The organism is Streptomyces sp. NPDC005263, assembly GCF_042872365.1.
In the GTDB taxonomy this organism is placed as follows: domain Bacteria; phylum Actinomycetota; class Actinomycetes; order Streptomycetales; family Streptomycetaceae; genus Streptomyces.
Map to the genome: position 1 here is coordinate 415088 of NZ_JBIAKJ010000005.1, position 26808 is coordinate 441895.

21 protein-coding genes are annotated in these 26808 nt (G+C 71.0%); 10 read left to right on the top strand and 11 right to left on the bottom strand.

Going from position 1 to position 26808, the window contains the following annotated elements:
* Positions 1-34: 34 nt before the first annotated feature.
* Positions 35-3472, bottom strand: a complete 3438-nt coding sequence (locus ACFYRY_RS24450) for a glycosyl hydrolase (protein WP_389149366.1) — start codon at positions 3470-3472, stop codon at positions 35-37.
* 85 nt (positions 3473-3557) lie between these two features.
* Entirely contained in the window at positions 3558-6143 is a 2586-nt protein-coding gene (locus ACFYRY_RS24455; RefSeq protein WP_389149369.1) for a beta-L-arabinofuranosidase domain-containing protein, read from the bottom strand.
* Positions 6144-6468: 325 nt separating this feature from the next.
* Between ACFYRY_RS24455 and ACFYRY_RS24460 the strand changes: the two genes are divergently transcribed.
* Positions 6469-9690, top strand: coding sequence for an alpha-L-rhamnosidase (locus tag ACFYRY_RS24460; protein WP_389149372.1), 3222 nt, complete (start codon positions 6469-6471; stop codon positions 9688-9690).
* An 81-nt stretch (positions 9691-9771) separates the two neighbouring features.
* On the opposite strand, the gene ACFYRY_RS24465 is transcribed toward ACFYRY_RS24460, so the two are convergent.
* Positions 9772-11385 carry an MFS transporter gene (locus ACFYRY_RS24465; RefSeq protein ID WP_389149375.1) on the bottom strand — a complete coding sequence of 538 codons (1614 nt, stop codon included), beginning with the start codon at positions 11383-11385 and terminating at the stop codon, positions 9772-9774.
* 125 nt (positions 11386-11510) lie between these two features.
* Here ACFYRY_RS24465 and ACFYRY_RS24470 point away from each other — a divergent pair, with 125 nt between their 5' ends.
* Positions 11511-11951, top strand: a complete 441-nt coding sequence (locus tag ACFYRY_RS24470) for a VOC family protein (protein ID WP_389149378.1) — start codon at positions 11511-11513, stop codon at positions 11949-11951.
* 173 nt (positions 11952-12124) lie between these two features.
* Positions 12125-12712, top strand: a complete 588-nt coding sequence (locus ACFYRY_RS24475; RefSeq protein ID WP_389149381.1) for a TetR/AcrR family transcriptional regulator — start codon at positions 12125-12127, stop codon at positions 12710-12712.
* Between the two features lie 9 nt (positions 12713-12721).
* Here ACFYRY_RS24475 and ACFYRY_RS24480 read toward each other — a convergent pair whose 3' ends face one another.
* The 4 genes from ACFYRY_RS24480 to ACFYRY_RS24495 all read right to left on the bottom strand — a co-directional run bounded on the left by ACFYRY_RS24480 (position 12722) and on the right by ACFYRY_RS24495 (position 17172).
* Positions 12722-13321 carry a DinB family protein gene (locus ACFYRY_RS24480; RefSeq protein WP_389149384.1) on the bottom strand — a complete coding sequence of 200 codons (600 nt, stop codon included), beginning with the start codon at positions 13319-13321 and terminating at the stop codon, positions 12722-12724.
* A gap of 59 nt (positions 13322-13380) precedes the next feature.
* Positions 13381-14709 (bottom strand): enolase C-terminal domain-like protein, encoded by a 1329-nt coding sequence (locus ACFYRY_RS24485; protein WP_389149387.1) that lies wholly within the window; start codon positions 14707-14709, stop codon positions 13381-13383.
* Between the two features lie 39 nt (positions 14710-14748).
* Positions 14749-16086: a gluconate:H+ symporter gene (locus ACFYRY_RS24490; protein WP_389149390.1), complete on the bottom strand. Its 1338-nt coding sequence runs from the start codon at positions 16084-16086 to the stop codon at positions 14749-14751.
* Positions 16087-16212: 126 nt separating this feature from the next.
* Complete coding sequence (locus ACFYRY_RS24495) at positions 16213-17172, bottom strand: 5-dehydro-4-deoxyglucarate dehydratase (protein ID WP_389149393.1); 960 nt, start codon at positions 17170-17172, stop codon at positions 16213-16215.
* A 106-nt stretch (positions 17173-17278) separates the two neighbouring features.
* Between ACFYRY_RS24495 and ACFYRY_RS24500 the strand changes: the two genes are divergently transcribed.
* Positions 17279-18064: an IclR family transcriptional regulator gene (locus ACFYRY_RS24500; protein WP_389149396.1), complete on the top strand. Its 786-nt coding sequence runs from the start codon at positions 17279-17281 to the stop codon at positions 18062-18064.
* Positions 18065-18220: 156 nt separating this feature from the next.
* Here the strand turns inward: ACFYRY_RS24500 and ACFYRY_RS24505 are convergent, their stop codons facing one another.
* Both ACFYRY_RS24505 and ACFYRY_RS24510 read right to left on the bottom strand, forming a co-directional pair.
* Positions 18221-18700: a hypothetical protein gene (locus ACFYRY_RS24505; RefSeq protein ID WP_389149399.1), complete on the bottom strand. Its 480-nt coding sequence runs from the start codon at positions 18698-18700 to the stop codon at positions 18221-18223.
* 136 nt (positions 18701-18836) lie between these two features.
* Positions 18837-19757 carry an NAD-dependent epimerase/dehydratase family protein gene (locus tag ACFYRY_RS24510; protein ID WP_389149403.1) on the bottom strand — a complete coding sequence of 307 codons (921 nt, stop codon included), beginning with the start codon at positions 19755-19757 and terminating at the stop codon, positions 18837-18839.
* Between the two features lie 418 nt (positions 19758-20175).
* Between ACFYRY_RS24510 and ACFYRY_RS24515 the strand changes: the two genes are divergently transcribed.
* The 3 genes from ACFYRY_RS24515 to ACFYRY_RS24525 all read left to right on the top strand — a co-directional run bounded on the left by ACFYRY_RS24515 (position 20176) and on the right by ACFYRY_RS24525 (position 22774).
* Positions 20176-20877 carry a ThuA domain-containing protein gene (locus ACFYRY_RS24515; RefSeq protein WP_389149406.1) on the top strand — a complete coding sequence of 234 codons (702 nt, stop codon included), beginning with the start codon at positions 20176-20178 and terminating at the stop codon, positions 20875-20877.
* Positions 20862-21977 carry a Gfo/Idh/MocA family protein gene (locus ACFYRY_RS24520; protein ID WP_389149409.1) on the top strand — a complete coding sequence of 372 codons (1116 nt, stop codon included), beginning with the start codon at positions 20862-20864 and terminating at the stop codon, positions 21975-21977. The genes ACFYRY_RS24515 and ACFYRY_RS24520 overlap by 16 nt, the downstream gene beginning before the upstream one ends.
* Before the next feature lie 113 nt (positions 21978-22090).
* Complete coding sequence (locus ACFYRY_RS24525) at positions 22091-22774, top strand: GAF and ANTAR domain-containing protein (protein WP_389149412.1); 684 nt, start codon at positions 22091-22093, stop codon at positions 22772-22774.
* Positions 22775-22828: 54 nt separating this feature from the next.
* On the opposite strand, the gene ACFYRY_RS24530 is transcribed toward ACFYRY_RS24525, so the two are convergent.
* Positions 22829-23176 carry a hypothetical protein gene (locus tag ACFYRY_RS24530; protein WP_389149415.1) on the bottom strand — a complete coding sequence of 116 codons (348 nt, stop codon included), beginning with the start codon at positions 23174-23176 and terminating at the stop codon, positions 22829-22831.
* Positions 23177-23268: 92 nt separating this feature from the next.
* On the bottom strand, positions 23269-24156 hold the full coding sequence (locus tag ACFYRY_RS24535) for a LysR family transcriptional regulator (RefSeq protein WP_389149418.1): 888 nt from the start codon (positions 24154-24156) through the stop codon (positions 23269-23271).
* Between the two features lie 83 nt (positions 24157-24239).
* On the opposite strand from ACFYRY_RS24535, the gene ACFYRY_RS24540 reads away from it, so the two are divergent.
* Genes ACFYRY_RS24540 through ACFYRY_RS24550 form a run of 3 tightly spaced genes read left to right on the top strand, consistent with a single transcriptional unit; the run spans position 24240 to position 26793 of the window.
* Positions 24240-25442, top strand: coding sequence for a thiolase family protein (locus tag ACFYRY_RS24540; protein WP_389149420.1), 1203 nt, complete (start codon positions 24240-24242; stop codon positions 25440-25442).
* Complete coding sequence (locus ACFYRY_RS24545) at positions 25439-26113, top strand: 3-oxoacid CoA-transferase subunit A (RefSeq protein WP_389149423.1); 675 nt, start codon at positions 25439-25441, stop codon at positions 26111-26113. The genes ACFYRY_RS24540 and ACFYRY_RS24545 overlap by 4 nt, the downstream gene beginning before the upstream one ends.
* Positions 26110-26793: a 3-oxoacid CoA-transferase subunit B gene (locus ACFYRY_RS24550; RefSeq protein WP_389149426.1), complete on the top strand. Its 684-nt coding sequence runs from the start codon at positions 26110-26112 to the stop codon at positions 26791-26793. The genes ACFYRY_RS24545 and ACFYRY_RS24550 overlap by 4 nt, the downstream gene beginning before the upstream one ends.
* The last annotated feature ends 15 nt before the right edge of the window (positions 26794-26808 follow it).

Genomic DNA, 26808 nt, shown 5'->3' on the forward strand with positions numbered 1-26808 from the left:
CTCCGGGAAGGGGTTCCTGGGTGCGGGCGGCTCGTCAGACGCTGTCCAGCGCGGCGGTGACGCGGCGCCTGAACCGCAGGGTGACCGGGCCGAGCAGACCGGACGGCAGGGGCTTGTTGCGTTCGTTGGAGAGGGTGTTGGAGACCCGCACGGCGAGGCGGTTGCGTCCCGCGACGAGCAGGCCGGTGACGTCCGTGACGAACGGCGCCCACAGCAGCGGGGCCAGTGCCTTTCCGTTGACGACCACGCCGGCCACGTCCCGTACGTCGCCGAGGTCGAGCAGCACCCGCCGGCCGTCCAGGACGGCGCGGTCCACGTCGACGTCGGTGGTGTAGGTGCCGCTGCCGGAGAACAGCGGCGCGTGCCCGGTCCAGCTGCCGAGCGGGCCGGTGACCGGGGTGTCCCCGTCACGGTCCAGGGTGAGGGCCCAGTCGCCGGTGACGGGGACCGGGGTGAGCGGGTCGTCGACGCGGACCGTGCCCCGGTAGGTGCGGCCGGAGTCGGTGCCGGTGAGCCGGTGGGTGCCGGGAGACCCGGTCTCGACGGTGGCGCGCAGACCGCGGCCGTGCCGTTCGACGGAGCGGACGTCGAGGGTGGCGTCCGTCAGGTGGGGCCGGACCGGGGCGTCCTCACGCACGACGACGATCCGGGTCTCGTACGGCGCGAAGGCGAGCGGCAGGTGCAGTCCGCGCCTGCTCGCCCGGTGGACGGGTGCCGGAGCGGTCTCGCCGGTCGCGGGGTCCCACAGCTCGGGGGCGCCCTGGGCGGGCAGGACCGCCGTGGTCGTCACCGCGGTGGCGCTCTCGTTGTTGAACAGGAAGACGGTGTCCTTGCCCCGGGTGGCCCGCAGGGCCCGGATGGTCTCCCGGGCGGGTTCGAGGACGGCCGCCGCGGCCCCCGCGTCGTGGGCGGCGGCGCCGAGGCCCGCCACGTCGGCGACCCGCACCGCGCGTCCCCGGCCGACGGCGCGGCTCGCGGGCACGGTGTCGCCGAACAGGCCGTGCAGGGCGTGGCCGAGGGAGCGGTCGTTGCCGTCGGACTCCTCGGCGGGCAACGCGCCCACCGCGACGACGGTCCCGCCGGCCCGGACGAACGTGTCCAGGACGCGGACGGTCGCCGTGTCCAGGGCCGGGGTGAGCGGCAGGACGACGAGGTCGTAGCGGGCGGCTCCCACGGCGAGGCGTCCGGAATTTACCCGCGCGTGGGCCAGCAGGTCCGGGTCGCCCGTCAGGGCGCCCTCGTGGAGGAGGTCGAAGTCGACCTGGGCGCGTTCCAGCGCGTAGGCGGCGCCGGCGAGGGCGCCGTCGATCTCGCCCTGCCGGTCGGTGCCCGTCCACTGTTCGGCGGCTCGCTGGGGCTGGAGGATCGCCGTGCGGGCCGCGGACGTGCCACGGCCTGCTTCCATGATCCGCCCGATCCACTCGGCGAGCGGGCGCATGGACCACCACCACGGCGCCCTGGGGCCGAAGGGCGGCGGGAAGTAGACGACGGCCTCGTCGGTCCACAGCGCGTGCAGGACCGTCAGATTGACCCCGCGGGCCGCCTGCGCGCCGACGGTCGCGTGCACGAAGCCCGGCGTGACCTGCCAGCCCATGTTGCCGAACATCTCCATCAGGGCCCGCTCCCGGCCCATCTGGTGGGCGACCGAGACCGGGTTGCGCGGCAGCATGGTCTGCTGCCCGGGCACGTACTCGGCGGTGATGATGTCGCCGCCGGGGATCTGGGCCCACTGGTGGACCTTGTGCAGGTCACCGGTGGTGGGGACGCGCTTGGCGGGGGCGGCCTCGTCGTAGAGGGGGTTGGTGATGAGTGCGACGCCCCGCTCCTCGCACCAGCGGGCCTGCGCACGGAAGTAGCGGGCGAACCGGTTGGAGACGGCCTGCCAGTACCGTCCGCGGGCGATACGGCCGGTGCGGCCCAGGTCGTCGAAGGCGCCGGCGTAGGCCACCCCGGGCTCGACGCCCACCGAGCGCAGTGCCGCGTCCAGCGTGGGTGACCAGGGGAGCCGCTTGAAGTGGGCCTCGGCGGACGCGAAGAACGGCTCGTCGTCCCAGAAGCCGGGGACGACGGTCCCGAAGTAGCGGCGGAACCGGCGGTAGTACTCACCGGGGACGATGTCCAGGAACAGTCGCACGGGCTCGTCGTCGAGCAGGTCCACGTAGCTGCGGCTGTAGCCCTGGCTGTCGTCGACCAGCGGGACGCCGCCGAACAGGTCGATCTGCCAACGACCCGCGGGAACCTCCCAGACGCCGTCCCCGGTGAGCCGTCTGGTCAGGTCGACGACGTCGGACGCGTCCGTTGCGCTTGCCGGGCGGGCCGCGGCGGCGACGGCCCGGACGCCGAGGGCCGCCCGCTCGGGGAAGTCGCCCGCGGTGGCCGCGTCCTCGAACGTGGTCGCGTACAGCGTGGTGCCGTCGGCCCCGGTGACGGTGAGGCTGTCCCACAGGCCGCGTTCGTCGCCGACCGCGCGTACCCCGACCCCGCCGGACGGGTAGCGGTCGTCGTCGACGGAGCCCTTGGCGCGGCCGTCGAGGGTGACCGAGAGGGTGCCGCCGCGGACGGTGACGGTGAGGGCGTGGTACTTGGTCTTGTTGAAGCCGTCGGTGCGGGTGCTGCGCAGCAGTTCGACGGGGTCGAGGCCGCGGGCCAGGCGCCGCACGGTGACCACGCCGGTCTGGTCGAAGGTGACCGCGTAGCCGTCCAGGGCGTCGGCGGAGGCGCGGACCACCAACCCGGCGGCGGTGTGGTCCGCCTTGGCGCTCGCGGTGACGGTGAGGTCGCTCCAGTGTTCGCTGCCGCGCAGCACGGTGGCTCCGTCGAGGAGCGCGGCGTCGGCGACCAGGTGTCCGGCCTCCACGCCCACGCCGGTGCTGCGGCGCAGGTCGGCGCGGGCGGGGCCCTCGATCACCGTGGTGGAGCGCCACAGGGCCTTCAGGCGCAGGTCGGGGCGAGGTTCGTAGACGCGGGAGCCGACCGTGCCGCCCTTGACGATGTACTCGCCGGCCCGGCCGCTGGGGAAGTGGTCGTCGTTGAACAGCCAGACACGCATGCCGGTGCGTTCCGCGGTGCGCAGGACGTGCTCGACGATGTCGAACCATTCCTCGGTGAAGAAGACGGGCCGCATCGCGTCGTTGTCGAAGGAGAAGAGGATCACCTCGTACATGCCCTTGTCCCGCAGGTCCGCGAGTTGCCGGTCGACGAGTTCCGGGGTGACGGGGCCGTTCCAGTACCAGTAGACGGTGGGGCGGCTGGTCTTGGGCGGATCGGTGAAGCGGTGTGCGGTGAAGGCGGCCGGGGCGGTGTCCGGGGCGGAGGACTGGGGCGCGGCGGAGGCAGGCGGCACCGCGAGACCGAGGGCGGGCAGTCCCGCGGCGGCGCCGACGCTCGCGACGGCCACGAACCCGCGTCTGGACAGGGGGACTTGAGGGACAGGGCGGGAGTTGGAGGGGTGGGCGGGGGTGGTGTCGGACATGCGTGAGCTCCTGCGGGGTACGGCGGGCGGGCGTGGCCGTCACGTGATGCGACGAGGAGGGGTGCGAGTACCGAGGCGGCGAAGCTCAGTCGGCGGCCAGGCGGGCCACTTCGGACGCGGACAGGGCCCTGTTGTGCACCCGGAGGTCGCGCACGGCTCCGTGCAGGTAGGGGTGGGTGCTGTTCTGGGAGCGTCCGAGGTAGCTGCGGGTGGTCACGCCGAGCAGCAGGGGGCTCGCGACCATGGCGGCGTTGCGGCTCGTCTCGGTTCCGTCGAGGTAGAGCACCCCGGTGCCGCCGCCCAGGGTGAGGGCCACATGTGTCCAACGGCCCACGGTCAGGGGGACGTTGGCGTCGATGAAGTCCTCCCGCGCCATTCCCGCGATCTTCAGTGCGGCACGGGCGCGTCCCGCTCCGGTGGTGGCGGCGAGGAACAGGTAGGTGTCCTTGTGGTAGCCGAAGTCGAAGACGCGTGCCGAGGCGGCGAGGCTGTCGACCCGGACCCGTACGCTGATCGTCAGTTCGTCCAGGCCGCTCAACAGACCTGCGGGCAGGGCGAGATGGCCGCCCTTCCCGTCCAGTGACACGGCGGGGCCGGTGCCGTCGTCCACCCAGGTGGCGCCCGCGGCCAGGGCCGCGGCGGGGAACGCGCCGGTGGCGTCGGCGGCGGCGGTGCCGGTCGCCTCGTCCAACGGGTAGCGTGCGACGTCCCGCTCGCGGCCTCGGGGCGGCGTCACCGCCCAGTAGACGTTGTAGCGCTGGTGGTGCACCTCGTGGAACGGCCGCAGTGCCACGGCACGGCCGTCGGCGAGCGCGGTGAACTGTGCGGACGTGCCGGGGACGGGCCGCAGCGACCGCGGGCGGATCATCGGCAGCGTGGCGAGGTCGGTGTCGCCGTACTGCCCCGCCAGCACCAGGGGGCCGTATGACAGCGATGTCACCTGGGGGTTGTCCGGGGCCGGGGTCCATACGGGCTCGCGTGGGAGGGTCAGTTCGACCGTGTCGCCGGTGCGCCAGGTCCGCTCGACCGTGGCGTACGCGCCGGGACGGAGCCGGGTGGCGACGGGTCGGCCGTTGACCTTCAGTACGGCGGGGCGTCCGGTGTCCGCCACCCAGGCCGGGATCCTGATCCGCAGGGCGAAGCGTCCTCGACCGGCGGTGATGGTGAGCCTTGTGTGCCCCTCCATCGGGTACCGAGTCTGCTGACGTACCGTCACACCTGTTCGTGAGTACCGCACTTCGGACGGAATGAACAGGTTCACGTACAGGGCCGGCGGCTGCGGGGCGGCGGAGCGGAAGTAGACCGAGTCGGCGAACTTGGTGTGGGTCTCCAGTCCGGTGCCGTGGTCGCAGGAGAAGTTGTCGTAGTCACCGCTGTAGCTGCCCGGGGCCGAGCCGAGACCGCCCTTGGGTTCCCGTCGCGAGCCCGCCCACAGGCCGGTGTAGTAGGTGACGAACCCGTGCGCGGAGTCGGGGTCCTGCTCCGCCAGCATCTGGTTGTAGAGCGTCCACTCGTAGTGGTCCATGAACTCCGCACGGTCCGGGCGGTGCAGGAAGAGGTGGCGCCCCAGTTTCAGCATGTTGTAGCTGTTGCAGTTCTCGCAGGTGACCTCCGAGAGCCTGCCTGCGATCTCGTCGGGCGGTCCGAAGAGTTCCTGATTGGAGTTGCCGCCGATGGCGTACGAGTGGTGGCGTACGACGGTGGTCCAGAAGGTGTCCGCGATGTCCAGGTAACGCCGCTCCCCCGTCGCCTCGAAGGACGGCACCGTCCCGACGATCTTGGCGATCTCGGTGTTGGCGTGCCGTCCGGCGAGTTCGTCGCGGCCGGCGGCGAGCGGCGCGTACAGCTCCTCGTGGTCGAAGCGGCGGGCGGTGCGCAGATGTGCCGGGTCGCCCGTCTCCTGGTGGAGCCGGGTCAGTACGTCGTTCATGCCGCCGAACTCCACCCTGAGCAGGCTCTGCATGCGCTCGTACGACAGGGGGCCGGTGCGGGCGTCGGCCCACGCGGCCATCTTCCGCAGGACCTCCAGGGCTTCGTGGTTGCCGCTCAGCCGGTACTGGTCGAGCAGCCCGGCCATGATCTTGTGCAGCGTGTAGTAGGGGGCCCAGGGTTTGCCCCCTGCCTCCAACTGGTCGAAGACCGACTCGGGGAACGCGGAGAGGTAGCCGGGGGTGAAGCCGGCCGTCGGAGCGGCCCGCTGGCATTCGGCGAGCGCCGAGACCAGTGCCCGGCCCTTGTCGGCGTACGCCCGGTCCCCGGTGTTGGCGTGCGCCTGGGCCAGCGCGCTGAGCAGATGACCGGTGGTGTGCCCGCGTAACTGGACGTCGGGTGCCTCCCAGCCTCCGCAGGGTTGCGCCGAGGACGGCAGGCCGACGGTCAGGCGGAAGGTGTGCAGGAGCCGGTCGCTGTCCACGAAGAGCAGATAGGCGCAGGTGCGGCGCATGTTGGCGAGGAAGGGACTGTCCAGGAGTCGGACCTCGGACAGCTCGAAGGCGGCCAGGGCGGGCCTGGTTCCGGGTCTGCCGGCCCGGGGGCGGGCGGCGTCGCGTGGGGTGGCGCGGGCGGCCGCGGCGGGTCCGACCGCGGTGACGGCCGCCGCCGTCGTGGCGGCCGTGCCGGTGCGGAGGATCTGACGGCGGGACGGACCGGGGGTTTCGTGGGGCGCTGGCAACGGGCGGGACTCCGTTCGGGTGGGCGGGACAGCACGAAACGGGCAGCCCCACTCCGGCACCGACGGACGGAGTGCTGCGCCGCACGGGATTGAATCGTTTTACGGTGCAGCCGCAGACGCTAAGCTCGGCCATGACGAGCGTCAAGGCTTCGGTACGAACCCATGAGCCGGAGCCTCATCACCCCGACCCGCTTCAGGAGCGCGAGTCGGCCGGGAGTGCCGTTCGTCGACCGAAAAGGTCCCGCACACTCCTTGACCCTCACCCCGTGCACCCCTAGGTTTCACCGCCATGAATCGATTCATCATTTCTGTGTGAGGGGTCGTAGTGATCAGTAGGAGGAACATCCTTGCGGCGGCGGCGACGGCTGCGGCCGGAACGGTGGCCGCCACGGCCGCCGACACCGGATCAGCGGCGGCCGCGTCGCCGGCCGCACCGGCCCCGGCGGGTGGGCGACGCGGCGCCCTGCGCGTCACCGCTCCGACCGTCGAGTACGTTCGCCACCCCCTGGGCCTCGACGCACCACGCCCGCGACTGAGCTGGCCGATGACCTCGGACAAGCCGGGCGTGCGACAGAGCGCCTACCAGATCCGCGTCGCCTCCAGCGCGTCCAGGCTGTCGCGTCCGGATGTCTGGGACAGCGGAAAGGTCAGCTCCGGCGAGTCCGTCCTCGTTCCGTACGCGGGCCCCAGACTGAAGCCTCGGATCCGCTACTTCTGGTCCGTACGCGTATGGGACGCGGCGGACAACGCCTCCGGCTGGAGCGAGGCGGCGTGGTGGGAGACCGGCCTCCTGGACGCCGCGCAGTGGTCCGCCGCATGGGTGTCCGCCCCCGCGGCTCTCACCGACGCTCCCTCGCTGGAGGGCAGTGCGTGGATCTGGTTCCCCGAGGGCGACCCGGCCAACAGCGCGCCCGCGGCCACCCGTTGGTTCCGTCGCACCGCCGATCTTCCCGAGCGGATCACGGCCGCGACCCTGGCCCTCACCGCCGACAACGTCTACTCCGTCTCCGTGAACGGCACCGAGGTGGCCCGCACCGACCTCGCGACCGACCGCGACGGCTGGCGCAGACCGGCCGTCATCGACGTCCTCGCTCAGGTACGTTCCGGCAGGAACGTCCTCGCGGTGTCGGCGACCAACGCGACCGTGGGACCGGCCGGCCTGATCGCCGTCCTCACCGTCCGCACGGCGTCCGGCGAGGTGCGGGTCATCACCGACGCCTCCTGGAAGTCGACGGACGAGGAACCTGCCGCGGACTGGCGCCAGGCCGACTTCGACGACGGTGGCTGGCCCGCGGCGAAGGTGGCGGCCGTGTGGGGGGCCGGCCCCTGGGGGAGGGTCGTCCCGGCGTTGTTCGCCGCCAACCAGCTGCGGCACGAGTTCAGGCTCCCGCGCAAGAAGGTGGCCCGCGCCCGCCTGTACGCCACGGCTCTCGGCCTGTACGAAGCCCACCTCAACGGCCACCGCGTGGGACGCGATCAGCTCGCTCCCGGCTGGACCGACTACCGCGAACGGGTGCAGTACCAGACGTACGACGTCACCTCGCTGCTGCGGCCAGGAGCCAACGCCGTCGGCGCGTATCTGGCGCCCGGCTGGTACGCGGGCAACGTCGGCATGTTCGGACCCCACCAGTACGGCGAACGTCCCGCGCTGCTGGCGCAGTTGGAGGTGGAGTACACCGACGGGACGGGTGAGCGCATCACCTCGGGCGGCAACTGGAAGGCCGCCTCGGGACCGATCGTCTCCGCCGACCTGCTGAGCGGCGAGACGTACGACGCGCGCAGGGAGACCTCCGGCTGGACCGAGCCCGGCTTCGACGACCGGGCCTGGCTCGACGTCCGCGCGGCGGGCGAGGCGGCTCCCCGGCAGATCGTCGCGCAGGTCGACGGACCGGTCCGGGTGGCCGAGGAGATCCCGGCCAGGAAGGTCACCGAGATCAGGCCGGGCGTCTTCGTCTTCGACCTCGGTCAGAACATGGTCGGCTCGGTGCGGCTGCGGGTCTCGGGCGCCGCGGGAACCACCGTCCGGCTGAGGCACGCCGAGGTCCTCAACCCGGACGGCACCCTGTACACGGCGAATCTGCGTACCGCCGCGGCCACCGACACCTACACCCTCAAGGGCGGCGGCGAGGAGACGTACGAGCCGCGCTTCACCTTCCACGGCTTCCGCTACGTCGAGGTGACCGGCTTCCCCGGCACCCCCTCGGCGAAAGCGGTGACCGGCCGCGTCATGCATACGTCCGCCCCCTTCACCTTCGAGTTCGAGACCGACGTCCCGATGCTCAACCAGCTGCACAAGAACATCACTTGGGGTCAGCGCGGCAACTTCCTCTCCATCCCGACGGACACACCGGCGCGCGACGAGCGCCTGGGGTGGACGGGTGACATCAACGTCTTCGCGCCCACGGCCGCTTACACGATGGAGTCGGCCCGCTTCCTCACCAAGTGGCTCGTGGACCTGCGCGACGCGCAGACTCCGCAGGGAGCCTTCACGGACGTGGCGCCCGATGTCGGCTCCCTGGGCAACGGTGTCGCCGGATGGGGCGACGCGGGCGTCACCGTCCCCTGGGCCCTGTATCAGGCGTACGGGGACCGGCAGGTCCTGGAGGACGCCTGGCCGTCCATCCGGAGCTGGCTGACGTACCTGGAGGAGAACAGTACGGACCTGCTGCGACCGGCCGCCGGGTACGGCGACTGGCTGAACGTCTCCGACGAGACACCCAAGGACGTCATCGCCACCGCCTACTTCGCGCACAGCGCCGACCTCGCGGCGAGGATCGCCCAGGAGCTCGACCAGTCCCCCGCTCCCTTCCTCGACCTCTTCGAACGCGTCCGTGAGGCGTTCCGGAGCGCCTATGTCACATCGGCCGGCCGGGTGAAGGGTGACACCCAGACGGCCTATGTCCTCGCCCTGTCGATGAACCTGCTGCCCGACGCGCTGCGGAAGGCGGCGGCCGACCGTCTCGTCGCGCTGATCGAGGCCAGGGACTGGCACCTGTCGACGGGATTCCTCGGTACGCCCCGGCTGCTGCCCGTCCTCACCGACACCGGCCACAACGACGTCGCCTACCGGCTGCTCCAGCAACGCTCCTTCCCCAGCTGGGGCTACCAGATCGACAAGGGCGCCACCACGATGTGGGAACGCTGGGACTCCATCCAGCCCGACGGCGCCTTCCAGACCCCGGACATGAACTCCTTCAACCACTACGCCTACGGCTCGGTGGGTGAGTGGATGTACACGAACATCGCCGGCATCTCGGCGGGCCGGCCCGGCTACCGTGAGATCGTCATCCGTCCCCGCCCCGGCGGCGATGTCACCTCCGCCCGCGCCACGTTCACCTCGGTCCACGGCCCGGTCTCCACGCAGTGGCGGCAGAAGTCGGGCGGCTTCGTCCTCAGCTGCGCGGTGCCGCCCAACACGACCGCCGAGGTATGGATCCCCGCGGACGCTCCGGACGCGGTCACCCACACCCACGCGACGTTCCTGCGCCAGGAGGAGGGCTGCGTGGTGTACCGGGTCGGTTCCGGCCGCCACCGCTTCACCGTGTGACGCGCGCACGCCGGCCGGCACGTGACCAGCGGGCCGGCCGGCTGTGTTCGTGTGCGCCTCGCGGTGAGCCGTCGAATGCCGTCACCGGTCGGCGGGCACGCTGCTGGGTGCCGGCGCCTCGTCCGTGACCCGCGTCCCGGGATGCGCCAGCGCGCACAGGAACCCGATGCCGAGCGCGATGGCCATGCCGTAGAACACCCACTGGTTGGCCTCGGCGAAGTCCATCCGGATGGCGTTCATCGAGTCACGCATCACCGTGGCGACGGGTCCCTGCCCGGTCGGGGTTTGAGCGTCCGGGTTGCCGGTCACCGCCTCGGAGATGTCACGGGCGGCCTCTCTCGCCGGGCCGTGGGGCACTCCCCTGGCCTGGAGTGTGTCGGCGACCTTGTCGGTGGTGACATGCGTCAGGACCGTGCTGAACACCGCGAGGCCGACGGCCGCCGCGAAGTTGCGCACGGTCTGGGTGATGCCGGTGACCTCTCCGTAGGAGGCGTTGAGGGAGCGGTTCACGGCGTCCGTGGAGGCGGGCGCGAGCAGGAGACCGATACCGGCGCCGGCGAGGGCGGCGTAGAGCCACTGGTCGTGCATCGAAAGGTCGGTCAGCTTGCCCGCCCACAGCGCGAATCCGACCGCACCGAGTGCCGTACCCAGTTTCATCGCGGGACGCGCGCCGCGCCGGTCGAGGATCCGGCCGCCCCACTGGGAGGCGATGCCGAAGCCGACGAAGAAGTACAGGAGGTACAGCGCGGCCTGGTTCGGGGAGGCGCTGAGGCAGACCTGGGCGTAGACGGAGGCGAAGAAGAACACCGGGACGAAGGCGAGCATCGCGAAGAACAGGACGGCCGAGTCGGCGCTGAACGCCTTGTCGCGGAAGACCTGGAGCTTGATGAGCGGTTCCTCGACGCGCAGTTCGTACGCGCAGAACACCGCCAGCACCGCGAGCCCGCCGAGGATGCAGGCCCAGGTGGCCACGCTGCTCCAGCCCCAGGCGGAGGCCTGTTGCAGGCCCAGCACGCTCAGACCCATACCGGCGGCGACCAGGACGGCGCCGGGCACGTCGAGGCGTTCACGGCGGGCCTGGTGGGGGATGTGGGCGAGCGCGGTCAGGACCAGGGCGACGACGGCGACGGGCACGTTGACCCAGAAGATGGCGCGCCAGGTCCAGTCGGTGAGCCAGCCGCCGAGGAGCGGCCCGAGCGCGGTGAGGGCTCCGGACAGACCGAAGAACAAGGCGAGGGCCCGGCCGCGTCGTTCCACCGGGAACACGGCGACGACGACGGCGAGCGCGGCCGGGAACATCACGGCGGCGCCCAGTCCCTGGGTGGCGCGGAAGACGATCAGCCAGCTCTGGGCGAAGCTGTCGTCGGGGACGCAGCCGCACAGCACCGAGGACACGACGAAGATCAGGGTGCCGACCACCATCATCCGGCGGTGCCCGAGAATGTCGGCGAGCCGGCCGCCGAGTGCGAAGAAGGCGGCCAGGGCGAGCAGATAGGCGTTCATCACCCACTGCATCCCCGACGCGGACAGGTCGAGCTCGTCCACGATGCTCGGAGCGGCGATGGCGACGATCGTCTGGTCGATGAAGGTCATCGACACGGCGAACATCGTCGCCGCGAGAGCCAAGGTCTGGTTGGGCGGAGCAGGGCCGGCGACAGCCACCTCAGGACCAGAACGCCCTTTTATGTCTGGCATACGGGGATTCTCCCCCGTTCGCGGACGGCGCGCACGCCCGAGCAGGGGGCCTCTTGGCCGCCCCAGGATCCCGCCCGTGGCCCGTCCGGTCGGCCGCCTGTCACCACTCACGGCACAGTGGAGGTATGACCGCAGACGACAGGAACATTCTGGCCCGGGGGCGCGTGGCCACCAGGCTGCCCGCCCAAGACCTGGACCGGGCGCGCCGTTTCTATGCCGAGCAGCTCGGCCTGGAGCCCGTCGACGAACGGCCCGGTGGGTTGCTCTACCGGTGCGGTGGGACGGATTTCGCCCTGTTCGCGTCGGCCGGAGCCTCGCCCGGCACCTTCACCCAGATGGGGTGGGAGGTGGATGACCTCGAGACGATCGTGGCGGAACTCAAGCGGCGTGGTGTGGTGTTCGAGGAGGTCGACGTTCCCGGGTTCCGGACGAAGGACGGGATCGCCGAGATCGACGGAAACTACCCGAGCAAGGGCGCGCGGGGTGAACGCGCCGCCTGGTTCCGTGACAGCGAGGGGAACCTGCTGGGCATCGGCGAACCGGTACCGGCGGCCGAGCCTGCCTGACGACTACGGCTCCGGACCGAAGGAGACCGCGCGAGCGATCAGCGGCGCCGTACAGGGCTTGGTCGCCGGGCCCCCGCTCTGACATCATGAGCAAGCGGAACCTCGTTCCGGAAACGATACGGAACACGCCGATGTGGCAGGCTCGGCAGCTCGGTAGTGGAGGCAGTGGCGCGGTGAACGGCAGCGACGAGAACGTGGGGCGAGCGGCCCAGTCCAAGCGGGCGGACGCCCGGCGCAACAAGGAGACCCTGCTCGACGCGGCCGCCGCGGTCTTCGTCACCTCAGGGGTGGAAGCGCCGGTCCGGGACATCGCGGCCGAGGCCGGCGTCGGGCTGGGCACGATCTACCGCCACTTCCCGACGCGGGCGGATCTCATCATCGCCGTCTACCGGCACCAGGTCGACGCCTGCGCCGAGGCCGGGCCCGAACTGCTGTCGACCAGTGCGACTCCGCACGCCGCACTGGGACAGTGGATCGATCTCTTCGTCGACTTCCTGGTCACCAAACACGGACTCGCCGCCGTGCTGCAGTCCGACAACGCCGGCTTCGAGACGCTGCACGCCTATTTCCTCGACCGTCTCCTGCCCGTGTGCGCCCAACTGCTCGACGCCGCAGCCCGTTCCGGCGAGATCCGCCCCGACCTGGAGGCCTACGAACTCATGCGCGGCGTCGGCAACCTCTGCATCGGCGCGGACAACGATGCACGCTACGACGCACGTCGACTGGTCGAGCTCCTCATCGCGGGACTTCGCCGACCGTGAGACCCGGGATCAGCCCTTGTCCGCTTCCCGCGCCGCGGCCTCCAGGCGACGGTGGTGGGCCGCCCACCACGCCTGGTCGCCCGCCGGCATGTCGTCCTTCTCCTTGACCCATCCCACGGACCCGTCGATGAGCTCGCGCACGATGTCCGCGTGGCCGGCGTGGCGGTGGGTGTCGGTGAGTACGCGGACCGCGAGGTGGTGGAGTGTCGTCGCTCGTCGTTCCTCCGGCCACCAGGGGACGTGGCCGACCGCGTCGAGCGGCAGCGCGGCGAACGTACGGTCCGAGTGCTCCCACGCCTGCTGGTAGAGCCCGACGATGTCCTCACGTGACTCGTCCGCCGTGGCCCACATGTCCGCGTTGGGTTCGGCGTCCTCCGTGTACCACCAGGGTGGCGGGTCCGCGGTGAAGAAAGGCCGCCCGAACGTGTCGCCGAAGTACCCCAACTCCACGCCCGCGACATGCTTCACCAGCCCCAGGAGATTGGTGCCGGTGGGCGTCAGAGGGCGGCGGATGTCGTACTCCGAGAGCCCGTCGAGCTTCCACACCAGGGCTTCCCGGGCGGCTTGCAGGTAGTGGAGAAGGTCCGCCTTCGCATGGGATTCGGTCATGCCGGGCAGTCTCGCATCCGGCACTGACAACCGGGCCCGCGGCGACGCCGCCTGCTCGGCTATCGCACGAGGCAAGGGCGTTTGCTGCTGAACTCCCAACCAGGGACGAGGTATTGCATACCGACGGCATCGTCACGTGCCCCCAGCGCCTTCTCCTGGTAGAGGGCGTGGGCCGCCAGGAGCCGGTCCATGTCGAGCTGGACGCCCAGACCTGGGGCGTCCGGTACCGCGATCTCGCCGCCGACGATGCGGGGCGGGGCGGTGGTGAGCCGCTCCAGGCCCTCCTGCCAGATCCAGTGGGTGTCCAGGGCGTTGTACTCGCCCGGGGCCGCGGCTCCGCAGTGCGTGACCATGGCCAGGGAGATGTCGAAGTGGTTGTTGGAGTGGCAACCCCAGGTGAGACCCATCGCGTTGCACAGCTGCGCCACCCGCACGGAACCCTGCATGGTCCAGAAATGGGGGTCCGCCAGAGGGATGGAGACCGACTGCAGGGCCAGTGCGTGCGTCATCTGCCGCCAGTCCGTGGCGATCATGTTGGTCGCGGTGGGCAGACCGGTGGCGCGCCGGAACTCGGCCAGGATCTCCCGCCCCGAGTAGCCGCCCTCGGCCCCACAGGGGTCCTCCGCGTAGGCGAGTGTGCCGGTCAGGGGTCGGCAGAGTTCGATCGCCTCACTCAGCGACCACGCCCCGTTCGGGTCGAGGGTGATCCGGGCCTCGGGGAAACGGTCCTTGAGGGCCCGTACCGCCTTGACCTCCTCGGCGCCCTCCAGGACACCGCCCTTGAGCTTGAAGTCGTGGAAGCCGTAGAGCTCATGGGCCGCCTCCGCCTGTCGGACGATCGCCTGGGCGGACAGGGCTTCCTCGTGCCGCACGCGGTACCAGTCGACGTCCGAGTCGGGTTCGCGGACGTACTCCAGATCGGTGCGGTCCGGGTCGCCGACGTAGAAGAGGTAGCCCAACACCCGTACGGACGAACGCTGTTGCCCGTCGCCGAGGAGGGCGGCGACCGGCACGTCGAGGTGCTGCCCGAGGAGGTCGAGCAGCGCCGACTCGACGGCGGTGACCGCGTGGACGGTGGTGCGCAGATCGAAGGTCTGGGCCCCGCGTCCGCCGGCGTCACGGTCGGCGAAGCGGTCCCCGATCGCGCGCAGGACCCGCTTGTAGTCGCCCACCTTCGCACCGACGACCAGGGACTCGGCGTCGCGCAGCGTCCGCGTGATCTTCTCCCCGCCGGGCACCTCCCCCAGACCCGTGCGCCCCTCGGAGTCGGTGAGCACCACGACGTTGCGGGTGAAGTAGGGGCCGTGGGCGCCGGAGAGGTTCAGCTCCATGCTGTCCCGGCCGGCTACGGGATAGACGGAGAAGGTGGTGACGGTCGGCTGAGTCATGCTCACAGTCCTTGCGTACGAGGGTGGAGGGGGCCGTGGTCAGAGGCTGAGGACGTCGAGGACCCACTCGACGGACAGGACACCGCCGAGACCGAGGACGGCGAGCACGGTCGTATAGCTGGTGCGGACCTTGATCGCTTCGATGACGGAGAGGTTGAAGTACTCCTTGAACAGCCAGAACCCGGGGTCGTTGACGTGCGAGCAGGCGATCGATCCGCAGGCCACGGCCAGCACCATCATCTCCGGGTGGACGCCGCTTCCCGCGAGGAGCGGCAGCACCACGCCGGACGCGGTGACGACGGCGACGGTCGCCGAGCCGAGCGCCACGCGCAGGATCACGGCGATGAGCCAGGCGAGGATGATCGGCGAGATGGACCAGCTGTCGGTGACGTCCTTGATGTAGTCGGATATCCCGCCTTCGACGAGGACGTTCTTGAAGGCGCCGCCGGCGCCGATCACCAGGAGGATCATGGCCATCGCCTGGGCCGCCGAGGTGCAGGAGGCGCTGACGTCGCTCAGGCTCCGGCCGATCCTCGGGCCGAACGCCCAGATCGCCAGGCACAGGGCCAGCAGCAGCGCGATCGGCGCCGAGCCTATGAAGGCGACGACGTGCAGGAACGGGCTGTCACCGGAGGTGGCCATGTCGGTCACCGCGGCGGCCACGATCAGCACCACGGGGAACAGTGCCACGAACAGGGACCAGCCGAGGCCCGGCATCTCCTCGTCGGTGAACTCCCGTTCGCTGACGAGGCCCTTGGGGATGGAGGGGTCCATCGCCCTGACGAACGGCAGGCGAGGCCAGGCCAGAGCGATGAGCGCGCCGACCGGGACGGCGATGAACAGGCCGTAGAACAGCGTCAGTCCGGCGGAGGCGTGGAAGGTCGCGGCGACGGCGGTGGGGCCGGGGTGCGGCGGCAGGAAACTGTGCATGGTGGACAGGGCGATCGACATCGGCAGCCCTACCCACAGCAGCTTGGCCCCGGTGACTCTGACCAGGGTGAAGGCTATGGGCACGATGATGATGAAGGCGACCTCGTAGAACATGGTCACGCCGATGAGCATGGAGGTGACCACCATCGCGACCTGCACCCAGCGCGGGCCGAAGGCGTCGAGGAGTCTGCCGGCGATGCGCTGCGCGGCACCGGAGTCCCCCATGACACGTCCGACCATGGCGCCCAGTCCGATGGTGAGCATGGTGTCGCCGATCTGGTCCCCGATGCCCTCGGAGAGGATGTCGGGGATGTCCGCCACCGGTATGCCCCGGACCAGCGCGACGCCGACCGCCACGAGCAGCAGGGCCGCGAACCCGTTGAGTCTCAACCTGGTCATGAGGAGCAGCAGGATCACAACGCTGATCCCGACTACGAGGAGCGGCATGTCAGTTCCCCTTTGAACTGCGATGGGGTGGCGCAAGGGCCCGGTCGTCGGGGCCGTGCGGTCATCCGGGCGGTCACAACGGTCATCTGGGAGGTACGAGGACGCCTGGGCGTCGTCGGGCGGGGCTCAGGCGGGTCGTCGTACGGCACCGACCAGGCTCAGGCCGTGGTCCAGCACCTTCTCCAGGTCGGCGAGGTCGTCCGCAGTGGGGTCGGTGAGCGGGGCGCGGACCGGGCCGACCGGGAGGCCGCGCAGCCGGGCGGCGGCCTTGACCAGCGAGACGGCGTATCCGGGCACCCGGTCCCGCAGTTCGACCAGCGGGATGTAGAACTCGCGCAGGAGCTTGGTCACGCCCGCGTCGTCCCCGTCCCGCAGGGCGGCGAAGAAGGCGTTCGCGATCTCCGGCGCGAAGGCGTGGACGGCTGACGAGTAGGCGGGGACGCCGACCGTGGCGTAGGCGCGGGCCTGGATCTCGGCGGTGGCGGCACCGTTGAAGAACAGGAAGTCCTCGGGGGCGGCGAGCGTGAGGCGCTGGAGCCGGTCGAGGTCGCTGTGGCCGTCCTTGAGGCCGACGACGCCGGGGATCTCAGCGATCCGGCGCAGCCCGTCGACGCTGAAGGCGACCTGACCACGCTGGTAGGCGATGAGTGGCAGCCGGGTACCGGCGGCGACCCGGCGCACCTGCTCCACCAGCCCGTCCTGCGGTGCGGTGACCAGGTAGTGGGGCAGCAGCAGCGCCGCGTCCGCGCCGGCGTCCTCGGCGATACGGGCGAACCGCAGCGCCTGCGCCCAGCCGTAACCGATGCCCGCGACCACCGGCAGGCGTCCGTCGGCGACCTCGACCGTCGTCTCGATGACGGCGCGGTACTCGTCCTCGTCCAGCGAGAAGAACTCGCCGGTCCCGCAGGCGGGGAACACCGCGCCGGGCGCGGTGGCCAGCCGGTCGGTCAGGTACGAACGGTACGAGTCCAGGTCGAGGCTGCCGTCGTCACGGAAGCTCGTGAGCGGGAAGGACAGCACCCCGCGCGTCATCCCGTCACAGAGTCGTCGGACAGCCTCATCGAACGCCGCGCTGATCCCAGTCATGAACCCTGTCTCTCTATGCAGACGATGTCTACGTATGCAGATGGAGGTTAGGTTGATGAACAGGAGCGGTCAATGGGTGTGCGGGCTCGGATTTACGATGGGCGCCATGGAGAGCAGAGGCGTCCGCGGCGTGAAGTCGGCGGCCCGGACCGTCGCACTGCTCGAACTGCTCGCCGAGCGGGGCGAACGGCCCTCACGTCTGGACGAGCTCGCCGAGGACCTGGATGTGCCGCGCAGCAGCATGTACCAGCTGCTCAAGACCCTCGTCGACTGCGGCTGGGTGCGCTCCGACGCCACCGGTTCCCTCTACGGCATCGGCATCCGGGCGCTCCTGACCGGCACCAGCTACCTCGACGGCGACCGGCGTATCCGCGCGGTCCGCCCCTATCTTGACGAGGCCTCGGACGCGCTGGGCGAGACGATCCACCTGGCACGGCTCGACGGCTGCGACGTCGTCTACCTCGCCACCCGCGAGTCCCACGAGTACCTGCGCACCATCAGCCGCGTCGGGCGCCGGGTCCCGGCCCATGCCGCCGCCCTCGGCAAGGCGCTGCTCGCCGAGCGCCGTGACGACGAACTCCCGTTGGCCGACGGGGCGTTGGCGCCCCTCACGCAGAACACGCACACCAGCCGTGCCGCGCTGCTCGCCGACCTGACGCAGGTACGTGAGCGCGGCTACTCCATCGACCGCGAGGAGACCGTGACCGGCATCGCGGGTTTCGGCTTCGCCCTGCGGTACGGCACACCGGCCACCGACGCCATCAGCTGCTCGGTCCCGGTGGCCCGGCTGAGCCGGACCCACGAGGTCCGCATCGTGACCGTCATGCGCGATGTACGGGCGAGGATCGAGAGCGATCTGCCGCCCGTCACCGGGGCACCCGACTGGCGCTGACTCGGGGGCCGAGCGCGCCCGTCGGGTGTGGTCGACCGGGCGCGCGGTCGGCGCGGACCGCGGCGTCGACCAGGTTCACGACGGGCGGGTAAACCGCCCGTCGGTGCCACGCCCCTCAGGAACTTCCGTGTTCGTACGGCCAGTTACGGACAGCCGTCAACGGCTCGCAGCACCCGTCGCGTCGGATCGGGCATAGGCCTCACACTTGAGCGGTGCGCCCGCTCCGTCGGTGAGACAGACGGAGACGAAGGCCGCGCCGCCGGCGACGTCGGCGGGAACGCTGAACGCGATCGGTGCGACCCCGTTGCAGACCGCGCTGCTGCTCCTGACTCCGAGTTCCCGCACGCTCGCGTCGTAGGTGTACACGAATGTCTTGCGGCATCCGCTGGTGCTGACGGCCCGCTGGTTCCCCGAGACACCTACGGCGCGGTCCGTCCAGGTCAGGGTGCCGCGGGTGTAGGTGGCGCCGTACGTGACGTCGAAGGGGTTGGTGGGGAAGGCGGCGGCCCTGGCCGCGTCGGCGGCCGACCGGGCCGGGGCGGAGGGAGCGGCGACGGCGGCCGGGGCCGTGAGCCCCATCAGGGCGAGGACCGACGAGGCGGCGGCCGTGAGGACGCGGTGACGCGGTGACGACACAGAACTCTCCTGTCGCGCAGAGCGATTGAACGGACACTGTGGGTACGGAGAGCAGTGTGCCCCAACGCGGAGCCGTCGGCATGGCTTTCCAGCCGACGCGGGCCGGGTCGGCGTGGCCGCCCAGCGCGTCCGCGGGTCATCCGAGGCCCTCCCGGAAGCCCTGCCGCCAGGAGGGGTGGCGCAGTTCCCAGCCGAGCTCCCGCTTGGCCTTGGCGTTGGAGAAGCCACGCCCCTCGGTCATCATCGCGACCGCCACCTCCCCGGCCAGCAGCCGGGCCAGCCACGCGGGGACCCGCATCGGTGGCTTCGCGCCCGCGCACGCGGCCAGGTGGGGCAGCCACTCGCGGGCCGGGGCGGGCTCGTCGTCGACGATGTTGAACACGCCCGTCGGCTTCTGCTCCACGGCCAGGACGGTGGCGCTCGCCGCGTCGTCGACATGCACCCACGAGCTGTACCCGGCACCATCCCCGACCAGCGGGAACTGCCGCTTGCGCACCAGCTCCACCTGGACGTCGGAGGCGCCGGGCCCGTAGAGCCCGCCGTACCGCAGGACCGTGCCGCCGGCCCGGACGACCACGTCCTCGACGTGGCTGATCGCCTCCATCACCGGGCGGGCCGCCATCCCCGTCATCGGGTCCAGCGGGTCCTGTTCGGTCTTCACCCAGCCGCCCTCGCGGATGCCGTTCCAGCAGGCGTAGCTCTGCGCGACGACATCGGTCACCCCGGTCGCCTCGGCGGCGGCCAGCAGGTGGTCGGTCCCCTCGGTGCGCAGCCGGTTCGTGCCGGCGAACCAGCGGTCCATGTGCCGGAAGTCCGGCTTGCCGGCGATGGCGGTCATCTGGTGCACGATCGCGTCCGGCCGGGCCTCGCCCACCGCCGCAGCGACCGACGCCGCGTCCAGCCCGTCCATCACGACAGCGGCCGCACCCAGCCGCTCCATTGATTCCCGCTTGGCCGCGCTCGTCGTCGTCGCCGTCACCTGGTGGCCCCTGGCCACGAGCTGCGGCACCAGCCGCCGCCCCAGAACCCCGGTCCCGCCTGCCACAAACACCCGCATGACCATCACCTTCCCGACCGGCGAAAAAACTCCTCTCACCACCCAGACGAAGCGACTGCGGGACATGTGACAACTCGAGGTGCCCCGCGGGCACCCTGCGCTTGAGGGTGTCACCGTGCCGCGGCACCCGACGCCGGGCACGGCACGGGGCCGCTGGGAGCGAAACATTTTCGGGCCGTCACGCGCCGGCCGCCGGGGCGAGCGGCCGCTGAGCTGGGGGAACCAGTCCTCGGCCGACGCGGCGCGCGGGGTCAGCGCCCGCCGGCCGGCGTCCTGCGCGGTTCGCCGTTCTTGACGGTGCCTGACCTGCTCCTTAGGGTCGATTTGGATCTCGGTTCCTTGTGCGAACGCCGGGCATCCCAGCACAACCTGGCAGACGTGGAAACACGTAGGGACTACGCGCCCCGACGGAGAACGTTTGACTGAGCACCGCCGACAAGCCCTGGTCGTCCGCGGCGGCTGGGAAAGCCACCAACCGGTCGAGGCGACCGAGTTGTTCATACCCCATCTGAAGAACCACGGGTACGACGTGCGCGTCGAGGAGTCGCCCGCCGTCTACGCGGACGCCACCTTCATGGCCGGCGTCGACCTGATCGTGCAGTGCGTGACCATGTCGACCATCGAGGCGGCGGAACTGCGCGGCCTGCGCGCCGCGGTCGAGGCGGGCACCGGCCTCGCGGGATGGCACGGCGGGATCGCCGACTCCTACCGCGACAGTTCCGACTACCTGCACCTGATCGGCGGCCAGTTCGCGTGCCACCCGGGCGTGCGGCCGTCGGAACGCACCGGCGAGCAGTCCGACAACTACGTGTCCCACACCGTCACCATGCTGCCCGCGGCCGCCGACCACCCCATCACCCGCGGCATCGGGGACTTCGACCTCGTCACCGAGCAGTACTGGGTCCTGTGCGACGACTACATCGACGTCCTGGCCACCACCACCCAGCGGGTGCGGGAGTGGGACCCCTGGAACCGGCCCGTGGTGTCCCCGGCCATCTGGACCAGACAGTGGGGCGAGGGCAGGGTGTTCGTCGCCACTCCCGGGCACAACCTGCCGGTACTTGAGGACCCCAACGTACGGACTGTCATCGAAAGAGGACTGCTGTGGGCGAGCCGCTGAACGTCGGTGTGATCGGCTGTGGGGTCATCAGCGGCCAGTACCTCGCGAGCTTCGACCGGCTGGCGGCCGTCAACCTGGTGGCCGTCGCGGATCTCGACCCCGAGCGTGCCGCGGCGGCCACCGGCGGCCGTGCCGGAGTCCGAGCCGTCACGGTCGCGGAGCTGCTGGCCGCCCCGGACGTCGAGCTGGTGGTCAACCTGACCGTCCCGGACGCCCACGACGAGATCGCTCTACAGGCGATCTCGGCCGGGAAGGGCGTCTACGGCGAGAAACCCCTCGCGTCCACCGCCCAGCGGGCGCGTGCCGTTCTGGACGCGGCGGCGAAGGCGGATGTCGTCGTGGGCTGCGCGCCGGACACCGTTCTGGGAACCGGTGTCCAGACCGCCCGCGCGGCGATCGACCGGGGTCTGATCGGCGCTCCCGTCGCGGCGACCGCCACCATGGTCGTCCCCGGTCACGAACTGTGGCACCCGAACCCGGACTTCTACTACCAGCCCGGCGGCGGCCCCCTCCTGGACATGGGTCCGTACTACGTGTCCGCCCTGGTCACGTTGCTCGGTCCGGTCGTGTCCGTGATCGGGAGCGCCAGCCGTACCCGGTCCACCAGGGTCATCGGGTCCGGCCCGCGCAGCGGGGAGGCGATACCGGTCAGCACGGGCACCCATGTCACCGGTGTCCTCACCCACGCGTCCGGTGTGCTGTCGACCCTGGTCATGAGCTTCGACGCGGTCGCCACCAAGTCGGCGAACATCGAGGTGCACGGCGAGACCGGCAGCCTCGCGCTCCCCGACCCGAACCGCTTCGACGGCGAGGTGCAGTGGCGCCGCCTGCACGGCGACGGGTGGGAGACCCTTCCCGTGTCCGCCGGGTACCGCGACGCGGGCCGGGGGTACGGGGTCGCCGACCTGGCGTTGACGCCGCCCGGCGTGGAACCGCGGGCCGGAGGGGTCCTCGCGTACCACGTGCTGGACATCATGGAATCCGTCCTCGCCTCCGCGGACGGCGACCGGAGAGTGCGTCTCACGAGCACGGCGGAGCGGCCTCGGCCCGTGCACCTCCAGTCGCTGGGCCCCGACGCTGCCGGGACCGGTCCCGGCTGACGCGTGCCGTCCCGCTCCCGCCAACCCGTTCGCACGCCACGGCGAGTACGGTCGAGGTGTACGGGTCCGGAGGCGGACTGACGCGATGGGCGACCGAAGCCGGACGGTGACAGATGGAGTGGCGAGAGTTCGCCGAGCGGATGGCGGAGCTCGCGCGCGAGCTGCTGACCAAGGAATCGGTGTCGGAGACCCTGGACGAGATCGCCGAGTCGGCGGTGAAGCTGGTCAGCGGCTGTGACGCGGCCGGGATCCTCGCCGTGCGCGGCGGTCACGCGGTGACGCTCGCCGCCTGCGGGGAATGGGTCCGGGAGAGCGACCGGCTGCAGGGAGAACTGGGCGAGGGGCCGTGCTTCGACCTGGCTCGCGGCGCCGCCGGGGAACGGGCGTACCGGATCGAGGACATGACCGATCCGCCACCGAGCTGGCCCCGGTTCGCGAAGGCGGCCCGCGACCTCGGAATCGGCAGCATGACCGGCGTACTCCTCTACACCGACAAGGAGGACTTCGGCGCGCTGAATCTGTACGCGCGGCGTCCCGGAGCCTTCACGAAGGAGTTCGAGACCGCCGGCTGGCTGCTGGCCTCGCACGCCGCCGTGGCCCTGTCCAGCGCCCGCACCATCGACCAGCTCGAGCACGCGATGCAGACCCGGCACGGCATCGGCGAAGCCATGGGCATCCTCATGGAACGCCACCAGCTGAGCGAGGAGGACGCCTTCAACGTGCTGCGCTCCATCTCCCAGGAGCACAACATCAAGCTGCGCGACGTCGCCCAACGGGTCCGGGACGACCGTTCCTGACGACTCCGACGGTCGACCCAGCGCCGCGCGGAGGGACGTACGCCGCTCCGGCGGCTACTCGGTGGAGCCGGGCTCGGGGCGGGGCGACCGTGGTGACCCTGGTGTACGCCATGTCCGTCCGGGCCGCTGGGCGAGCCATCCCATCCCGACGCCGAGGACAGCGGTCACCGTGGTGACCTCCGTCAACGTCATCGCTTCCGCCGGTTCGACATGCACCACCGCGTCTACCGCGTGGTAGAGGGCGGTGACGCCGAACAGGGCGTACCCGACGCCCCACAGACGGGGCCTGGCCACCGTTCCGGCCATCCAGGGAGGCATCCGCGACGATGTCGCCGCCATGGCTCCCACGACGAGGCAGAAGAAGGCGGCGATGAAAAGCAGCACGGTGATGGTCATGCCCACCGCTTGATCATCGCACCGCCGGACCTGTCCGGAAACGCCTTCGGTGCCGGTTTGACGAAATCATTGCGGGAGGCGGACAACGGTGGACCCGCTCAGGGTCCGACGCAGCTCTCGACCAGCGCTGCGACCTGTTCCGTCGCCGGTGCGTTGTGGCCTGCACGGCGTGCCAGGGCGAGGTCGACGGTCTCGGTCTCGGTGAGCGGCAGGTAGGTCACGCCGTCGAGGCGGAGGCTCCGCAGCGACTCGGGGACCAGGGCGACGGCGTTGCCCGCGGCGACCAGCACCACGAGCGTCGCGGTCTCGCCGACCTCGATCAGGGTGGAGGGCCGGAAGCCGGCCCGGGCGCACGCTGCGAGGACCCGGCCGTGCATGGAGGAACGGTCGCGGGAGGGGTGGACGACGAAGGGCTCGTCGGCGAGTGCCGCGAGGGCGATCTCGTCGCGGCCGGCCAGCGGATGGCCGGTGGGCAGGACGGCCATGAGCCGCTCGGACCGAAGGGGGGTGACGGTGAGAGCGGCGTCCATCGGGGTGCCGGTGCGCAGCAGGGCGAGGTCGTAGGTGCCGCCGAGCAGGCCGTCGACCAGTTCGGGATTGAGCAGCTCACCTCGCAGTTCCAGGGAGATGCCGGGCAGCTGCGCCCGTACCGTGCGGGCGATTCTCGGCAGGATGTCGTAGGTGGCGGTTCCGACGAACCCGATGGACACCCGTCCGGCCAGGCCGGTGGCGAGCTGGGTCATCTGCTGCTGCGCCCGTTCCACCTCGGCGAGGATCGACCGCGCGTACCCGACCAGCTGACGGCCGGCCTCGGTGAGTTCGACGTGCCGCGTCGACCGCTGGAAGAGCGTCGTGCCGAGCCCTTGCTCCAGCTGCTTGATCTGCTGGGAGAGGGCTGACTGCGCCACGTGCAGGCGTTGCGCGGCGCGGCCGAAGTGGCACTCCTCGGCGAGGGCGAGGAAGTAGCGGACGTGCCGGAGTTCCATGACCTCATCTTATCTGTGTGAGTGATGGATTATGCAGTACTGAGTATTGGACGAGATGAATCTCCGGATCTACGGTGACTCCCATGGTTGACAGCTTCGTTTACGCCGCAGTGAGAACACCGTTCGGTCGGTTCGGTGGAGCGCTCGCCGAGGTTCGTCCCGACGACCTCGCAGCCGTCGCCGTCACCGGAGCCCTGGCCAAGGCGCCGGCTCTCGATCCCGCCCTGATCGACGACGTGGTGTGGGGCAACGCCAACGGCGCCGGCGAGGACAACCGCAACGTGGGAAGGATGGCCGTCCTCCTGGCGGGCCTGCCGACCTCGGTGCCGGCCACCACCGTCAACCGCCTCTGCGGCTCCTCGCTCGACGCGGCGATCATCGCCTCGCGTGCCGTGGAGAGCGGAGACGCCGACATCGTCCTCACCGGCGGCGTGGAGTCGATGACCCGTGCTCCCTGGGTCCTGCCGAAGCCGTCCCGCGCGTTCCCGGCCGGGCATGTGACCGCCGTGTCGACGACCCTGGGCTGGCGGCTGGTCAACGACCGCATGCCGAAGGAGTGGACCGTCTCCCTGGGGGAGGCCAACGAGCAGCTGGCCGACCGGTTCACCATCCCCAGGGAGCGGCAGGACGAGTTCGCCGCCCGCTCGCACAACCTCGCGGACGAGGCCTGGAACGCGGGTTTCTACGACGACCTGGTGGTCCCGGTCACGCAGGACGGGGAGGTCCGGCTCGCCCGCGACGAGGGCATCCGACCGGGATCCACGGCGGGGAAGCTGGCGGGTCTCAAGCCGTCGTTCCGCCCCGACGGTGTCATCACCGCGGGGAACGCCTCGCCGTTGAACGACGGCGCGTCCGCCGTGCTGATCGGCTCGGAGAGGGCGTCGCAGCGCATCGGCCTGGACCCGTTGGCCCGGATCGCCGGCCGTGGGGTGTCGGCGCTGGATCCGCAGATGTTCGGGTTCGCGCCGGTCGAGGCGGCGGACCGGGCCCTGGAGCGGGCCGGGATCTCCTGGTCCGACGTGGCGGCGGTCGAACTCAACGAGGCCTTCGCCGTGCAGTCGTTGGCCTGCGTGGACGCCTGGAAGATCGATCCGGCCCTGGTGAACGCCAAGGGCGGTGCGATCGCGATCGGCCATCCGCTCGGCGCCTCGGGAGGCCGGATCCTCGGCACGCTCGCCGCGCGGCTGCGCGAGTCGGGCCGGCGGTGGGGTGTCGCCGCGATCTGCATCGGCGTCGGACAGGCCCTCGCGGTCGTCCTGGAGAACGTGACGGAGGGAGCCCGATGAGCGTTCAGGTGTGCGGGGACGCCGACGAGGCCGTGTCCGGGATCGAGGACGGCTCGACGGTACTCGTCGGAGGGTTCGGCATGGCCGGCATGCCGGTCGAGTTGATCGACGCCCTGATCCGGCAGGGCGCGAGCGAGCTGACCGTGGTGTCGAACAACGCCGGCAACGGTGACACGGGGCTGGCCGCGCTGCTGGACAAGGGGCGGGTGCGCAGGATCGTGTGTTCCTTCCCCCGCCAGTCCGACTCGTGGGTCTTCGACCGGCTCTTCCGCGAGGGACGGATCGAGCTGGAGGTGGTGCCGCAGGGCACCCTCGCCGAACGTATGCGTGCCGCCGGTGCCGGTATCGGGGCGTTCTTCTCCCCCACGGGCGTCGGTACGCCGCTCGCCGAAGGCAGGGAGACCCGGGAGATAGCCGGCCGCACCTACGTCCTGGAGTACCCCATCAAGGGCGATGTCGCGTTGATCGGCGCCCACCGGGCGGACCGCATGGGCAACCTCGTGTACCGCAAGACCGCCCGCAACTTCGGGCCCGTCATGGCCACCGCCGCCACCACGGTCGTGGCACAGGTCCACGAGATCGTCGACGTCGGAGCGATCGATCCGGAGACCGTGGTGACACCGAGCATCTATGTCGACCGCATCGTAGGGACGGGGGTGTCGGCCGCATGAGCGCGACCGTTTCACCGGTGGAGAACCTCGACCGAGGGCCGCTCGGCAAGGACGAGATGGCCGCGCGGGTGGCCCGTGACATCGAACCCGGCTCCTACGTCAATCTGGGCATCGGCCTGCCGACCCGGGTCGCCGACCACCTCCCCGAGGGCTCGGGGGTGGTCCTGCACACCGAGAACGGCATGCTCAACATGGGGCCCGCGGCGGGACCCGGCCAGGTGGACCCCGATCTCACCAACGCGGGCAAGATCCCGGTCACCGAACTGCCGGGAGCGGCCTACTTCCATCACGCCGACTCCTTCGCGATGATGCGCGGCGGCCACCTCGACACCTGCGTGCTGGGGGCGTTCCAGGTCTCGGCCAGCGGTGACCTGGCCAACTGGCACACCGGAGCGCCCGACGCGATCCCCGCGGTCGGGGGTGCGATGGATCTGGCGATCGGCGCCAAGAAGGTCTTCGTGATGATGAGCCTCTTCGCGAAGGACGGCACGCCCAAGCTGGTGCCGGAATGCACCTACCCGTTGACCGGGCTGGGCTGCGTCGACCGGGTCTACACCGACCTCGCGACGTTCCGCGTGGGCCCCGAGGGCGCCACCGTGCTCGAGACGTTCGGTATCACTTATGCCGACCTCGCGGCCCGCCTCGACATTTCTCTCCCGTCGAGAGGTCTCCTCGCCTAGACACGTCCCCTGGCC